General features: G+C 42.6%; 12 protein-coding genes. 8 read left to right on the forward strand and 4 right to left on the reverse strand.

The window, feature by feature from the left end; genetic code table 11:
- Positions 1-18 precede the first annotated feature (18 nt).
- From aguA to ACINWC323_RS11660, 4 genes are all read left to right on the forward strand, one after another.
- Complete coding sequence (gene aguA, locus ACINWC323_RS11675) at positions 19-1104, forward strand: agmatine deiminase (protein WP_009511022.1); 1086 nt, start codon at positions 19-21, stop codon at positions 1102-1104.
- A gap of 449 nt (positions 1105-1553) precedes the next feature.
- The gene (locus ACINWC323_RS11670; RefSeq protein ID WP_032881341.1) at positions 1554-3599 is read left to right on the forward strand and encodes a TonB-dependent receptor domain-containing protein; all 2046 of its coding nucleotides are present in this window, start codon (positions 1554-1556) and stop codon (positions 3597-3599) included.
- An 886-nt stretch (positions 3600-4485) separates the two neighbouring features.
- Entirely contained in the window at positions 4486-6531 is a 2046-nt protein-coding gene (locus tag ACINWC323_RS11665) for a TonB-dependent receptor plug domain-containing protein (protein WP_009511450.1), read from the forward strand.
- 90 nt (positions 6532-6621) lie between these two features.
- Complete coding sequence (locus ACINWC323_RS11660; protein WP_009511205.1) at positions 6622-7911, forward strand: methyltransferase domain-containing protein; 1290 nt, start codon at positions 6622-6624, stop codon at positions 7909-7911.
- A 27-nt stretch (positions 7912-7938) separates the two neighbouring features.
- Here ACINWC323_RS11660 and ACINWC323_RS11655 read toward each other — a convergent pair whose 3' ends face one another.
- Positions 7939-8943, reverse strand: a complete 1005-nt coding sequence (locus tag ACINWC323_RS11655; protein ID WP_009510775.1) for a hypothetical protein — start codon at positions 8941-8943, stop codon at positions 7939-7941.
- A gap of 25 nt (positions 8944-8968) precedes the next feature.
- On the reverse strand, positions 8969-9982 hold the full coding sequence (locus tag ACINWC323_RS11650) for an alpha/beta fold hydrolase (protein WP_009510886.1): 1014 nt from the start codon (positions 9980-9982) through the stop codon (positions 8969-8971).
- Between the two features lie 236 nt (positions 9983-10218).
- On the opposite strand from ACINWC323_RS11650, the gene ACINWC323_RS11645 reads away from it, so the two are divergent.
- Entirely contained in the window at positions 10219-10833 is a 615-nt protein-coding gene (locus ACINWC323_RS11645; protein WP_009511404.1) for a carbonic anhydrase, read from the forward strand.
- Between the two features lie 103 nt (positions 10834-10936).
- Entirely contained in the window at positions 10937-11377 is a 441-nt protein-coding gene (aac(6')-I, locus tag ACINWC323_RS11640; RefSeq protein WP_009510932.1) for an AAC(6')-Ighjkrstuvwx family aminoglycoside N-acetyltransferase, read from the forward strand.
- Between the two features lie 27 nt (positions 11378-11404).
- Here the strand turns inward: aac(6')-I and ACINWC323_RS11635 are convergent, their stop codons facing one another.
- Positions 11405-12028: an arylesterase gene (locus tag ACINWC323_RS11635; RefSeq protein ID WP_171062181.1), complete on the reverse strand. Its 624-nt coding sequence runs from the start codon at positions 12026-12028 to the stop codon at positions 11405-11407.
- Between the two features lie 42 nt (positions 12029-12070).
- Here ACINWC323_RS11635 and ACINWC323_RS11630 point away from each other — a divergent pair, with 42 nt between their 5' ends.
- Positions 12071-12775, forward strand: coding sequence for an ABC transporter ATP-binding protein (locus ACINWC323_RS11630; protein WP_009511425.1), 705 nt, complete (start codon positions 12071-12073; stop codon positions 12773-12775).
- Positions 12772-15258 (forward strand): ABC transporter permease, encoded by a 2487-nt coding sequence (locus ACINWC323_RS11625; protein WP_009510999.1) that lies wholly within the window; start codon positions 12772-12774, stop codon positions 15256-15258. The genes ACINWC323_RS11630 and ACINWC323_RS11625 overlap by 4 nt, the downstream gene beginning before the upstream one ends.
- Here the strand turns inward: ACINWC323_RS11625 and ACINWC323_RS11620 are convergent.
- The gene (locus ACINWC323_RS11620; RefSeq protein ID WP_009510720.1) at positions 15255-16061 is read right to left on the reverse strand and encodes a rhomboid family intramembrane serine protease; all 807 of its coding nucleotides are present in this window, start codon (positions 16059-16061) and stop codon (positions 15255-15257) included. The genes ACINWC323_RS11625 and ACINWC323_RS11620 overlap by 4 nt on opposite strands.
- Between the last annotated feature and the right edge of the window lie 29 nt (positions 16062-16090).

The following is a 16090-nucleotide window of genomic DNA, read 5'->3' on the forward strand; positions in this document are numbered from 1 at the left end:
AATATGGAGACAAAATATATGGAACAGAATGCGACAACCCCAAAGCAGCAAGGTTTTAGCATGCCCGGCGAGTGGTCTGCACAAGAAGCGGTATGGATGATCTGGCCGTATCGTACGGATAACTGGCGTGGCAATGGCGCACCTGCACAACATGCTTTTGCCCAGGTTGCGGCTGCAATTGCCCAGAAAACGCCAGTATTTATGGCTGTTCCTCAAGCTGAAATGGAAAAAGCACGTCAAGTTATGCCTGCACAGGTGACTCTGGTGGAAATGGAAAGTGATGATGCCTGGACCCGTGATACGGGGCCAACCATTGTCAAGAATACGCAAGGCCAGAAAAAAGCCATTAACTGGGTATTTAATGCATGGGGCGGTAAAAATGGTGGATTATATTTCCCATGGGATCAGGATCAGTTAATTGCAGGCAAAATCGCTGCTCAGCACGGCATTGACACTTACTCGACACCGCTGGTTTTAGAGGGTGGGGCCATTCATGTGGATGGTGAAGGCACATTGTTGACCACCGCAGAATGCTTGCTGAATCCGAACCGAAATCCGCATCTGACTCAGGCCCAGATTGAAAATATTCTGCAAGAATGCCTGGATGTCACCACTTTCATCTGGTTACCTCAAGGTGTATTTAATGATGAAACCGATGGACATGTTGATAATATGTGCTGCTTTGTCCGTCCTGGTGAGGTGGCATTGCACTGGACAGATGATCTCAATGATCCGCAATACGCACGTTCACAAGCTGCATTACAAGTACTGGAAAATACAAAGGATGCAAAAGGCCGTCAATTGAAAGTGTGGAAGTTGCCATCTCCAGGGCCACTGTATGCCAGTGGAAACGAGACGATCGATATTGATAAGGGCAATGCCATTGAACGTTTTGAAGGTAATCGTCTGGCGGGCTCTTATGTCAATTACCTGATTAGTAATCAGCAGATTATTTTCCCGTTACTGGATGAACGTACTGATGAACAGGCGAAGGCATTGTTCCAGCAGATGTATCCAGACTATCTGATCACAGGTGTTCCTGCGCGCGAAATCTTACTCGGTGGCGGCAATATTCACTGCATTACCCAGCAAATTCCGGCTTAAGTCACGATGCGATATACAAGTTGAAACGTGGTCCAGATATGAGGCGCACTTTTCAACTTGCGCAATCAAAAAACAACGTAATATGCTTAAAAATTACTAGAAAAGTATCATAATTTTAAAGAAATAATCTAAAGCATAAAATTCCTAAAAAATTTGAAATATTTATTCATTTGATGATTAGACAGAGAGAGGGCTGCACGTAGGTTTACATGTTAGAATTTTATTCAAATTCTTTATTGTTATTTTTTAATTAAAAATTAGTTGTTTATGATTGGTTTTGTTTTCAAAATACTAAAAATTTAAATTATTTCCTCAATCTACCTACCAATCAATAATGAATATAAAATGAAGATATAAGTAATAATAATTATCATTTATATTTATTTTTTGTTAGAATTACCCACAAATTTTTCAATAATCTTTAAGATCTCTCTGAATCGGGTGGGAATATGTCCAACAAGATAGCACGTCAATCACTCCTCACTATTTCCGTATTGGGCAGTATGATACCGCTTGCACAGGCAGCAGAAACTCAGGCCAATAAAGAGGCCGTACAACTGGAAAAGATTGTTGTAACTGCAAGTAGCCAAGCTGTAGATGTAAAAGATGCGCCGGCTAGTATTAGTGTGATTACGCGGGATGATATTGAAAAACAGCCCGTAGCAAGTATTGGTGATTTGCTAAGTAAGGTTCCTGGTGTTACAGGCGGTATTAGCCCAAATGGTGATGGATCGAAAATTAAATTACGTGGTTTACCGGATAATTACACACTTATCTTGATTGATGGTAAACGTATTGGATCTTCTCGCGATACCAACTACCGTCCAGATTTAGGTCGCCAGGATTTAAACTGGATTACACCAGAAATGATTGAACGAATTGAAGTGGTACGTGGACCTATGTCATCACTCTATGGTTCAGACGCAATGGGCGGGGTGATTAATATCATTACTCGAAAAATTCCAGATAAATGGGGTGGAAGCTTAACCCGCAATTATACTGTTCCGACAGCGTCAGGAGATCTAGGGCATACGGATCAGATGGGAGTTATGGTAACAGGTCCCTTAACAGAAAACTTGGGTTTACGTTTAACAGCAGGCCGTACGGAGCGAGAAGCGGATCAGAATATTAAAGCGGGTCAGGGAACATCGGGTTATATTGATGAAAATTATAATGCCTTATTAAATTACAGAATTAATGATAAACATCAGGTTGCAGTTGAAGCGGGTATCTCTACCCAAAAAAATAAAGCAGGATTTGGAGAGGTTGTTGGCCGCGGTGGAGTGATTCGTGAGGGTGAGGTTGCTTGGGGGCCAGATGATTTAGAACATCATACTTATAGCATTTCACATGATGGGGATTGGGGCTTTGGTAAATCAAAACTGTCTGCTTATTACAACGATTACGATAGCAGTAATGAAAGTGGGATTGCCAAATCAAATGAAACCATTATTGAGGGAAATTTAAATATTCCATTTAATACCTTGTTTGAACACACTTTAACGATTGGTGGTCAGTGGAAGAAAAACGAACTCACGAACACACAAACAATCGGGACATTACCTGAGGGAAGCTGGGATGGTCAGAAATATTCTGATCCGACGGTTGATAATAAAACCTGGGCAATTTTTCTGGAGGATAATATCAGTCTATTAGATAACTTGAATTTGACAGTTGGTAATCGATTAGATCATGATGATAAATATGGTTCACATCATAGTCCAAGAGCTTATCTGGTTTATCATCCTTTCAATGATTTCACCATTAAAGGTGGTGTGGCAAAAGGATTCAGAGCGCCGTCATTAAAAGAAACAACGCCAGGCGCAGCAACATTTTCGCGTGGGAATGGCTGTAGTTCTTTAATCCCGCTGGGCTATGTATCTGGCGGTTGTTATATGGCGGGTAATCCGAATTTAAAACCAGAAGAAAGTACTAACTATGAAATCAATTTAAATTACAATGGTTTCAACTCTGATCTTGGCTTAACTTATTTTCATACAGATTTTAAAGATAAAATTGATTATGCGCCATTGGCTGAGATCAATGGCCGTTGGTATACCCGCAATGAAAATATTGGTAAAGCACGTACGCGTGGCTTAGAGCTTGTCGCCAATTTCCCGATTACAGACACTGTAAACTGGAATAATAATATGACGTATTTCTTTGAAGCGAAGAACTTGGATACGGGTAAAGAGTTAATTACCACACCTAAAATTACAGTAAATTCGGCCTTAAACTGGAAACCTACGGATGCCTTGGCATTAGAGTTCAATGCCAGACATCTAGGTAAACAATATTTCGGTGACAAGGTAACAACCAGCAGTTTGCAAAAACCTCATACTATTTTCGGGGTTTCAGCTAACTATGATTACAATGATAATCTGACCTTTAGAACAGGCATCAATAACTTGTTCGATAAAAATTTATCAAATGGCAGTGATTCATATTTGGTTGAACGCCAACGGGCATTTGTTGGTATTACTGTTAAATATTAACCTTCTGAAACAAGCCAGAAAGATAACTTGGGTGATCTTTCTGGCCTTAAACATCTAGTATTTTCACAATAATAAAACTTCTGTAAATATACGTCGGCACGTCCACGTACATAATCTGTCTCAATCACCTGTTCTCGTGCAGGGGATGAGCAAATGTCTGAATTCATGTTCAAACAAGATTTCGTCAATATTCAGATCACGCAGTTACAGAGCAATTGCCTGTTCGTGATGACGTGCGTACCGACAAAGCCCCCCTGATGCAGTTGCTGTTCCGGCTATGAAAATAGCTTCTTAAAAAATCAATAAAAAAGATTAGACAAAACAAAAAAGAATTAGGATTCGGATATTCACAATATGACTTGTATATGGCAATAAGTCATTAAATGTATTACCACCCATATAACACTGGTACTGCTAGTTTAAACCTCAATTAATTTTCGGACATGTCATATCACAGCAGGGTAAAGCTTATTTGCAAATATTCAGCTCAGAAAAAGCCTACATGATCTCGTGAAGGATAATTTTCATCCATCGGGTAAGCTAATCGAAATGTGTTAAAGCAAAGCAAGCCTTATAGAAAGTCTTCTTCAGTATGAGGAGAGAGCTACAGAGCATCGTTGTTCTAAACCTTATTTGGGGATAAATGTAATAGAAAAAGATTATTTTAGAAGTAGTGTTTAAGACAAAACATTTTCTTTTGAGCGGTTTAAAAAAGACAAAAGATAGCTTTATTAATAATAATTATCATTTTTATTGAGTTTTATTTAATTCTTGTTAAAATTCCTTTGAATTTTTAAGCGTATTTTAAGATTAATCTGATTTAGGTGGGAAAATGGCCAAGCACATAGTTCGACAATCTCTACTCGCAGTCTCAGTAATAAGTAGTATGATGGCGTTTGCAAATGCTGCTGAAACAATAAATGAAGAAACTAAAGTATCCGATAAATCAGATGAAACCGTTAAATTAGAAACGATTGTTGTGACTGCAAGTGGATCTGGTGTGAATGTTAAGGATGCCCCGGCTTCGATCAGTGTGATTACTTCCGAAGAAATTGCAAAACGACCTGTCTCGAGTATTGCGAATTTACTGGGTGAATTACCAGGCGCAGTTGGGGGCTATTCAAATGTTGGGCCGGGTTCAAAAGTTGCGTTTCGTGGTGCTCCAGATAAATATACTTTAATTTTGGTCGATGGTAAGCGAGTGGGTAATTCATCTCTGCTGGGTCATCGTCCTGATACAATTTCTCAAGATATTGACTGGATTTCTCCAGAAATGATTGATCGCATTGAAGTTGTACGAGGTTCAATGTCAACACTTTACGGCTCTGAAGCTGCTGGTGGTGTGATCAATATTATTACCAAGAAAATTCCCAATAAGCTTACGGGCTCATTAAGAACTGATTATAGCCAGCCTGATGGTAGCTCCCGCGGGGATACTGTTAATGTGGCTGCAAACATCGCAGGACCAATTACGGATAATCTAGGTTTTAGACTCGGCGGAAATATTAAAAAAAGAAATGCCGATGAGGGGATCAAGAATGGAACGGGTGAAAATCAAGAACAAAATATTTCAGGCCGTTTAAACTGGAAACTTTCTGATAACCAAGATTTTAATTTTGATCTGGGTTATGGGGTTGAGAAAAATCCTCAGTTGAGTGAGGCTGAGCAAGCGGAGCTGGGTACAGAACATTTTGGTGCTGACAAAATGGAGCACTACAATGTTGGTATCGGCCATGAAGGGCGTTTTGCTGAGGGATTAGTGACAAATGCAGACCTTTACTATAATCAATATGAAAATAAGACACCTGCATTTGCTGTAGACGGCGGTTCTAAAAGTAGTGAAACAGTTCTAGATCTAAAAGCCAATAAACCTTTAGATCTTTGGGGCCGTAAACATGATCTGACCCTTGGTGCACAAGGAAAATATGAACAGGTTTCTAATGCATCAAATATCGGCAATCAATTGGTCCCTGATGAAAATGGTAATATCCAGACCCCGGATAAGAACCCAGATGATTATTCATGGTCTTTATTTGCTGAAGATCAAATTCATCTGCAAGATAATTTTATTTTAACGCTAGGCGGCCGTGTTGATGGCAGCAATGATTATGATCCTAATTTTAGTCCACGTATTTATGGGGTCTATCATCCGACAGATGCCTGGACTGTTAAAGGTGGGGTTTCACGTAGCTTCAGAGCACCCAATTTAAAAGAGCGTTCAGGTTCATCTGGTACGAGTTCGATGGGGATGGGCTGTACAAGTTTAGCACCTCATGGCTGGCAATCTGGTCAATCTTGTTACATGTTAGGTAATCCGGATCTTGATCCGGAAACCAGTACCAATTATGAAATTGGTTTTGGTTATGAAGAAGATGGTTATGGTGTTGATTTCATCTACTTCCTCAGCGATTACAAAGACATGATTGTAAACAATTACTATGGGCGAATTAACGGTATCTGGTATACGCGCCAATCAAATGTTGAAAAAGCACGTACAAGTGGATTAGAACTGACCTATAAATTCCCGTTGAATGATTATTTACGCGTGACAGGGAATGCCACTTATATGATAGAGTCGGAAAACAAAGCAACTGGTCAATCATTGGCTCAAGTGCCTGAATTTACTACAAACTTGGCGGTATATTGGGATGTTACAGATCGTCTGAATACTTTTGCACGTGTGCAATATCTCGGTAAACAGGCCTTTACAGAAGCAGATCTCGTGGCAGGATCAGGTTCGGCTGGGAAGGAGTTATACTTCTCAAATGCCACCACAACGGGCGCAGTTGGGGTGAATTTTGATTATAATGATTCACTTAGCTTGAGAGCTGGCGTTGAAAATATCGGTGGTGATAAAGTCAACAAAGGAAGTGTTGATTATGGTGATGCGCCGCCAGCGACATATTATGTAGGTTTCACTACTCGATTCTAAATCGATATTTGATCAATAAAAGGGATCAGCTTATTCAGGTAGTAGGCTGATCTATTTTTTGAATTATTGGATGGTTTTTAGGTAAATTGAATGAGTTCTTCACAAGACGGTTATATTGTAGATGTACCTTATCCAACATTTGTACATAGACAAACGATGCCGTCGTGGCTGAATATGATTATTCAATCAAAAGGCTTTTGTGCTCCTGATCTTGTAACCCCGTATCGATATTTGGAACTGGGCTGTGCGATGGGAATCCATTTACACCTCACAGCTGCTGCAAATCCTCAGGGTCATTTTGTTGGCGTCGATTTTAATCAACAACATTTGATGGTTGCGCAAGAAGGTCTGGAAATGACCCATATTGATAATATCGAATTTATTCATACTGATTTTGAAAGCTTTTTAAATTATGACATAGAGCCATTTGACTTTATTGTAACGCATGGGGTTTGGTCGTGGATTTCATCTGAAAATCAAAATATTGTTGCACAGATTGTTGATAAATTTTTAAAAAAAGATGGTGTTTTATACTGTAGTTATATGAGCCATCCGGGTGCTACTTCTTTGATTTCAGTCCAGAAGTTAATGCTGGAAATATCTAGGAATTTGCAAGGGGACTCAGCAACCAAAGCTGTCCAAAGCCTGAATTTAGTTCGGCAAATTGGTGTAGCGAAGAGCGGATTATTTGAAAAAATACCAGGTTTAAATCAAGAGTTAGCCGAACTTGCCCAAGATAAGCCCAACTATATCGCTCATGATTTTTTGTCGGAACACTGGCAGCCTCAGCATTCTGCCGATATGATCCAACGCTTTGGCAAATTAGGCCTTTGCTATGTAGGGGGAGCAGGAATTATAGAAAATCTGGATAAGATCAGTTTGCCTGTAGACGTTCAAAAAGTTGTAAAAACTTTACCGTTAATTACTTTGCAAGAAACAGTCAAGGATATTGCCCGTTATACCTTGCAGAGACAGGATATCTATGTAAAAAATAGGACTCAACTCAATCAACAGCAATTAGAAAACTATTATTCAACGGTGAAATTTGGACTTCTACCTGCAGCTCCGCTTGGACAGGATTTAAGTCTTGATCCTAAGGTTGGTCGGATCAAAGATGCCATCCAGTTATTTGAACAGATACTTGCGTTATTAAACAAACAGCTGTGCTCAACGCTTGAGCTATCTAGTCTGCTGAAACAGAAGCTATCATTAAAACAGCTCACAGAGATTTTACTGGTATTGATGTGGGCAGGTTATATACATCCCTGCCAACACAGCAAAACTGCCTCTAAATTTGAAGCATCTATGAATCAATGGATGTCTGATCAACAATTGAATTGGAGATGTCTGACAAACTATGGGACGGCGATTCAAATATAAACGCAGGATTGAAAAAGGGTTATTTTATTATTTCTTAGCACAAATCTGCTGAACTTGCTCCGAATAATAAAACTTTTCTAAATAAGGGCGGGCACGCTCCCGTAAATAACCTGTCTCGATTACCTGTTGCAGTACAGGGATGAGTAATTGACTGAGTTCATGTTCAATCAATGCCTCATCAATATTCAGGTTACGTAATAAAAGATCAAAAGTCCGTTCCTGATTACGTGCGTACCAGGCATAGACACCATCATGCACTTGTTGTTTTAGATACGGTGTTTGACGAATATGATCCCAGATTTCGTGTCCCATCTCGACGGTTTTTGGTAAGTCCTGTACTTCAATATAATTCCGCAATACCGATAAGGGCATGACTTTAATTTTATGCCAGAGATTGGCCTGAAAATGATAGAGCTTGTCATCATTAAAGTGCTGATTGAGCACTCTTTCACTCATTTGACTGATTTTTAAAATATTCTTTTGCAGATAATGGGCAATGGTCTGGTTCAGGTTGGAATCAGTCACTGTTTCTAAAACCGATTTGCCCATTTTCATAAAATGCCCGACACCTGGAACGCGTTTCGACATCACTGAATTATCCAGATAATCCTGAATCGAGTGCTGGATTAACTGGCTAATCAGTGCTGAGAACGCGGGATTATTCACCACGGTTTTAATTAAACGCTGGCGGTGTCCACTTTTACTGGCCACATACTGCGCAATCGAATCTACTGTCAGCACAGGGATGACATCTTCAATGGTGGTCTGCTCGTTAACAGGATGAATCAGGGCAAAACGGATATGCTCCGCAATCTGCTCAACCAGAAAGGCACTTGCGGGTGTCGCAAGAATCTGTTTTTCAATCAGGTTAAAAATTTGTTCAAAAGACCAGAGTTGCTGTAACGGCTGTAAACGCAACCAATGATAGAACTGTTTAAATTCAGTTTGAATGGTGTCTGGCTGAGCAAACTCATGTTCAAGAAAGTCGAGCTGTGCATCAATCAGTTGTTCTATCATTGGATGTTTAGACATATATTCTCAAATTGCTAAATTAAGTTTATTGCGCTGGAGCCGCAGCAGTTTTTTGTGCCTGAATCTTGCTCAGGAACGGCAGATATTGCTGAACCACCAGTTGATCTGCTTCCAGAATCGGCATATGACCGACATTGTCCAGAATCACAGGCGTCTGGGCATTTTTCAGTAATGCTTTTAATTCTGGTACCACCTCAACATTAACGATTTTATCCTGCTTGCCCCATAAGATCAGGGTCGGTGCATCAATCGATCTTGCCAGCAAGGCAAATGAATCCGGCGTATAGAGCTTGTTCAAGGCAATCACCTGATCGACCATTTTCTGAGTCTGCTCAACCTGACCAATCATCATTTTTTCTTGTGCCTGAGCAATTTCTTTTGGAATGAATGGTGGAGTAAACATGGCTTGTTGCATCAGGAAATTGAAATCTCCTTTCTTGCTCACAATCATGTTTTTCACCTGATTTGGATCTTTTAAATAAGGCGTGGTCGCTGCCTTATAGACACCCGCCGCATCAATCAGGAAAAGACTCTTGGTTTCAAAGGGATATTGACCTGCATAGAGCATGGCAATGGAACCACCGAGTGAATGACCGGCAATATGTGCAGGTCCGGTCAGATTGGCGGCTTCCACAAAACGGCGTAATTTTTCGGTGACATTTGGCACAGAATAGTCAAAATCTTTCGGAACCAGTGTTTCACCGCTGGCTGGTAAATCCGGAATGATGACGTGGTAATTTGCTGTGAGGGCGCGTGCGACACGGTTCCAGTTGTCACGACTGCCTGCCAGACCATGAATTAAAATAATAATAGGCTTACCGGCTTGACCGCCTTCGCTATAAGACCAGGTGATATCACCCACTTTTAAGGTCTTGCTTTGTAAACCAGCCCAGGCACGTTCTTGCTGCAACAGGTTTTGAAAGCTCATTTCTATTTCGGCAGCTTGAGTTGTACTCACCGCGAGTGTGCTTAAGTTACATACCAGTAACGCAGCACCAAACGTCTTGCGCAAAGGTTGGGCAAATCGGGTATTGATCATCTTTGTTCAATCCTTGATCTATTTTTAAACCAATTGATTATTGAGGAAGAGACGACGCGAGTCATTTGCATAATCTACAGATGTATGGAAATTCTTGCCAATGAATTCAGCGATTTTCCGCTATTTTAGCGTTCAAAAGATTAGCAAGTATGCTGATCGTTTCTATTTTTGTCAGTGACTTTCAAACGGGCGCACATTAAACTGTTGCCTCAGGTCAATCACAAATGGATATACACATGCTCACCGCACAAGAAGCATTAGAACGTTTAAAAGCTGGTAATGCCCGTTTTGTAAAAGGAGAAGCAGTTCAACAAAAATTGTTATCTCACCAAGAACGTGCCGAGATGGCAAGTGATCAAAATCCTTTTGCAATTGTTTTAGGCTGTTCTGATTCACGTGTACCTGCTGAAATGGTTTTTGACCAAGGCTTGGGTGACTTGTTCGTGATTCGTGTGGCAGGCAATATTGTCGCACCTTCACAGGTCGGCAGTGTCGAATTCGCTGCAGAGCGTTACGATTGCGCAGTGGTGGTGGTACTGGGACATAGTCATTGTGGCGCGATCCAAGCTACGATTGATACCTTGATGAACCCAGAGCAACCACCTTCATCGAATTTAATGTCGATCGTCAACCGGGTACGTCCTTCAGTTGAAATCCTGATGCAAACCGAACTCAAAAATGATTTGAAGAAATTGTCTGCGCATGCGGTCCGTTCAAATGTATTTGCTTCCGTGAATCAGCTCCGTCATGGTTCAGCTGTACTGGAAAGCCTGATTGAAAAGGGCAAAATGATTGTGGTTGGCGCAGAATATTCACTCGAAACAGGTGAAGTTTCTTTTTTTGATTTCTAAGGATCAGGGCGAGTTTTAACTCGCCTTAATTTCGCTGATTAAAGTATAAATCTTTATTTTTATTGAATTAGAAAAATAAGCAAAGTAAAAGGGCAGAATCGATATGAAAATCATGCCTGTAACCGAGCCGTTCTTGGCTGACTGGCTGCAGTTAAGACGATTACTCTGGCCTGATCATGAAGACGCGCATTTACTGGAAATGCGGCAGTTACTCGAACAAACACAGACCCTGCAATTATTAAGCTATAACGATCAGCAGCAAGCAATTGCCATGCTGGAAGCGTCTATTCGATATGAATATGTAAATGGCACACAAAGCTCACCGGTGGCTTTTCTGGAAGGTATTTATGTGTTGCCAGAATATCGACGTTCAGGTGTTGCTAGCGCGTTGGTACAGCAAGTAGAACACTGGTCCAAGCAGTTTGCATGTACCGAATTTGCTTCGGACGCTGCGCTGGATAATACGATCAGTCATGCCATGCATCGCGCGCTGGGCTTTCAGGAAACCGAGCGTGTGGTTTATTTTAAGAAAAACATCAGTTGAAATCGTCAATTTTGTCAAAGGCGCGGTTTATAACGCAGCTTTGATATAAGGATAAGCCAGATTCAGCATCAGGGGTTGTGCTTTCGCATTCGGATGGATCTGGTCGTTCTGGATCAAGTGCTTCTGTCCTGCGACGCCGTCAAGAAAGAACGGTAGTAATTTCACTTTATATTGCTGGCTGACCAGCTTGTAATTATTTTCAAAGGCCTTGCTATAAGCGGTGCCATAATTCGGTGGTATTTTCATCCCGAACAGTAAAACATGGGCTTTCTGTTTCTGACTCAACTGCACCAGCTGGGCAAGATTGTTTTGAATCATTTGTGGAGGCTGACCGCGCAAGCCATCATTGCCACCCAGTTCAATCACCACCACTTCCGGCCGATAGGTTTGCAATAATTTTGGCAGTCTGGCCAGTGCGCCGCTGGTGGTTTCGCCGCTAACACTTGCATTGACCACCTTGTGCTGTTTCGGATACTGTTGGTCTAAACGTTGTTGTAACAAGTGAACCCAACCTTGTTTTGCATCTATGCCATAACCCGCGCTCAGGCTATCACCCAAAATTAAAATAGTCTTTGCTGAAACCAGTGTCGGGATCAAGCAGACACTGATCATTGCAAGCGTTTTAGATACTGACAAGATAACTTTAGATATTTGCATTGCACTTCAAATTTGTCCTAAAGGATACGTGACATCATGCCACAACCGATTATTTCTGCCCAAAAAGTTACACAAAAGATTCAAATTAATCAGCAAAGTTTAACGATTTTAAAAGAGATCGATTTGGAGATTTATCCAGGCGAACAGATTGCCATTACCGGTCGCTCAGGTTCAGGTAAATCAACCTTATTGGGCATCCTGGCAACGCTTGATCGTCCCAGCGCAGGGGAGTTATGGGTGTGTGGACAGGCGGTGCATAGCTTGTCGGAAGAACAGCGTGCGCAGGTTCGTCTGGAAAATATCGGTTTTGTATTTCAGTCTTTTCAGCTATTGCCGCAACTCAGTGCACTGGAAAATGTCATGTTGCCCTTACGCTTACAACCTGACTTTAATTTCAGGCAGGCAGAACAAAAAGCATTGGCCTGGTTAGAACGGGTTGGGCTAGTACGTCAGGCCCAGCAAACACCGAAAGTGCTCTCGGGTGGGGAACAGCAGCGCGTAGCCATTGCACGTGCCTTGATTGCAGAACCAAGAATTATTTTTGCCGATGAACCGACAGGTAATCTGGATGGACAAACGGCTGAAGAAATTGAACAGCTGTTATTTGAGCTTAATAAAGAATTAGGAACAACCTTGGTGCTGGTGACGCATGATCAGAATCTGGCTGCTTTATGTCAACGTCATGTCAAACTGGCGGATGGTCAGATTCAGGACATCGTCAAGTTTGGAGAGGGCCTATGAGTTCAGTGCTTAAGCCTCTCTTACTGCAAAGCTTTCGTACGGGAGGCTTGTATTTATTAATCATTGCCCTTTCTTTAGCGATCAGTGCGACCACAGCCCTCAAGTTTAGTAATACCCAAGTCCAAAATGCCGTCACCCTACAGGCCGCTGAAATGTTGGCTGCGGATCTGGTGCTCTACGATAAGGACCCGATTCAGACCGAATGGTCACAGCAAGCCCAAAAACTGGGTTTGCAACAGGCAGTGGTGACGGTATTTAGTTCGATGGCGCATACCTCGGATCAGTTTGTGATGGTCAATGTCAAAGCGATTGATGCACATTTCCCATTACGCGGTGAACTTGAAATTCAGCCCAAGTCACAAGGCCTGCAAACTGGACAAGTCTGGTTGAGCCCGCGGGCCGCTGATCTTTTACAGGCGAAAGTAGGGGATCAGGTTGCGATTGCGGATGCTCAGTTTAAAGTAACCGGGATTATTGAACACGATGCTAATCAGGAGCTTGGCTTTTCCGGATTTTCGCCGACAGTGATGATTCATCAGGCCGATATTGCCAAAACCCATGCCGTGCAAGTGGGCAGCCGGATTGAGTATCGGTTATTGATGGCAGGGCCGCCTGAACAGGTTAAGGCTTTTAAACAAGTCTTCAGGCAACAGACCCATCCTGAAGCGATGCTCGATCAGCCCGATGAGCAGCAGATGGAACAGGGTGAACAGGCTTCGCTGAAGTTACGCGATGCCAGCCAATCCAATACGCGCTTAATGAAACCGATTGAAAATCTGGATACCTTTTTACAGCTTGCCAATTTGTTAACCATTTTGCTGTGTGGTATTGCCATTGCCTTGACCAGTCAACGTTATGTACAACAAAATCAGGATCATATTGCGCTGATGCGCTGTCTGGGGGCGAGTAAGAGACAGATTTTGCTGGCTTATCTGGCCTTGCTTGGCATTGTCAGTGCTTTGTCGATTGGGCTGGGCAGTCTGATCGGGATTGCTTTAGGTTATGGTTTATTGCAGTTGATGTTGCAGCTGATTCCACAATTACAATTGAGCTTTGCACTGGCTGATTTACTGTTTGCCTTGCCTGTCGCCATTTTTACCAGTGTGATGGTGCTGATCGGTTTTATCTTGCCCAGTATCTGGGAGTTACTCAATACCCCTCCGATTCGGGTGATCCGTCAGCAGGAGCGTTCACGTAAATCGTATATCGCCATGTTTGCAGTCGGTATTGCCAGTCTGGTGATGTTTAGTCTGGTGCTGAGTGATAATTTGCAGTTAAGTCTATGGGTGTTGACCGCGATCTTGATGTTATGTGCGGTGCTTTTTGCCGTGATCTGGTTGCTGTTAAAAGCAATCAAGCAGCTCAAGCATCCGATCTCTGCCTATGTACGGATTCCGCATCAAACTACGCTACAGATTACCGCTTTGGCTTTGGGGCTGAGCCTGATTACGGTCTTGAGTGTCTTAAGAACAGATTTATTGCAGCGTTGGCAGCAACAATTGCCAGCAGGAACACCAAACCAGTTTGTTTATGGCCTACCGCCATTTGATATGCCGCAATTGAAACAGCAGCTTGAGCAGAATCAATGGCCGAGCACTCCGCTTTATCCGAATATTCGAGGCCGTTTGCTGGCCAAAAATGGTCAGCCTTTTGCAGCAGAACTGGTCAAGCAAAATAATTCGTTGCGTCGTGAACTGAATCTGACCCAAGCCGCAGTGTATCCGAAAGATAATCTGATTACTGAGGGCAATCCAGATTTTACCCAGACGGGGCAGGTGTCGGTAGAAGCCAAACTGGCCACGGAACTCGGGATCAAGATTGGCGATCAGCTCAGTTTCAGCTTACCCGAAGGGCCACTGAATGCGACCGTCATCAATCTGCGGAGCGTGGAATGGGAAAGTTTTAGCCCGAATTTCTTCTTTATTTTTTCACCGAAAACCATGGATGAAAACGCAGGCAGTTATTTAGGCAGCTTCTATGTGCCGCCAGCGGATCAGCCGAAAATGGTGCAATTGATTCAGCAATTTTCCAACACGGTGTTTATTGATGTCGGGCGTATCCTAGAAGAGGTGAAACGTCTGGTCAATGTTCTGGTGCAGATTGTCACGGTTCTGGCCTTGCTGGTGGGTTTATCGGGGGTACTGGTACTGATTGCCTGTTTAAATGTGCTGATGGATGAGCGCCGTAAGGAGGTGGCTTTATTGCGTTCCTTTGGTGTCGCCAAGTATAAATTAAAACGCATGCTCAGTCTGGAAATCGGTTTTATCGGTCTGTTGGCGGGCGTGGTGGCCTGTCTGTTTGCAGAGGTGATCAGTGCGATTGTCAGTTACAAGATGCAAATGGCGATTCAGTGGCATGCGGAAATCTGGCTGATTCTACCGTTGAGCATGCTAGTGGTATGTACGCTGATCGGGCGCTATCGTTTGAGTTACTTATGCGATATTCCGCCCTTACAAAGTTTAAGAGAAATGAACCAGTCTTAGAATGTAAGCTGGTTCTGACGCAGGATTTCATGCCACAGTGGAGTAAGTCCTGTGCTTAATTGGGTGCAATAAAAGTAGAATGCATAGAGCAGTAAGCTGCCCATCATTATGGCAATGGCCTGAGCCAGTGCTTTTCTTGGCGTTTTCTGGCTGAAATACCAGGTTGCGGCCAGTAATGCCCCCATCAGCATGCCGCCAATATGCGCGGCATTGTTAATGCCTGAAACGGTGAAACCGAAGACAAGGTTAATCCCCATCACCATCAGTAATGATTTTTTATCCAGCAAAAAGCGTTGCTGGGGCAAAGGGGGAAACAGGGAAATGACCGTAAGTGCTGCACCGAGTCCCATTACTGCACCCGAAGCGCCTGCACTGATATGCGGGAGTAATTTCGGGTCAAAATGTTGTAACAGGGCGTAGCCATCGCGAATACTTAAATAACTGGACAGGACACTGCCCATCAGGCCAGCCAGCACATACAAAGCGATGTAATAGCTGCGACCAAATAATTGTTCTGCCACACTGCCAAAGATATACAGTGCCCACATATTTAACATTAAATGGATCAGGCCAAAATGGAAAAACATACTGGTAAATAAGCGTTCCGCCTGCCCGGAAAAGGTAAGCGGGGTAAAATCTGCGCCCCAGGCGATTGCATCAACAGGGGCAGGGTCGGTAATATTCACCCCTGAAAGAATCTGCCAGCCAAATAATCCGACATTAACTGCGATTAATAACGCAGTAAACCACCAAGTTTGTATGTGCAATTTTTGGTTGATTTGTGGTGGAGTCGTTTCAGTCATATGTTTAGGCTAGTGATTGATATAAAAAA

Source organism: Acinetobacter sp. WC-323 (assembly GCF_000314615.1).
Taxonomy (GTDB): Bacteria; Pseudomonadota; Gammaproteobacteria; order Pseudomonadales; family Moraxellaceae; genus Acinetobacter; species Acinetobacter courvalinii.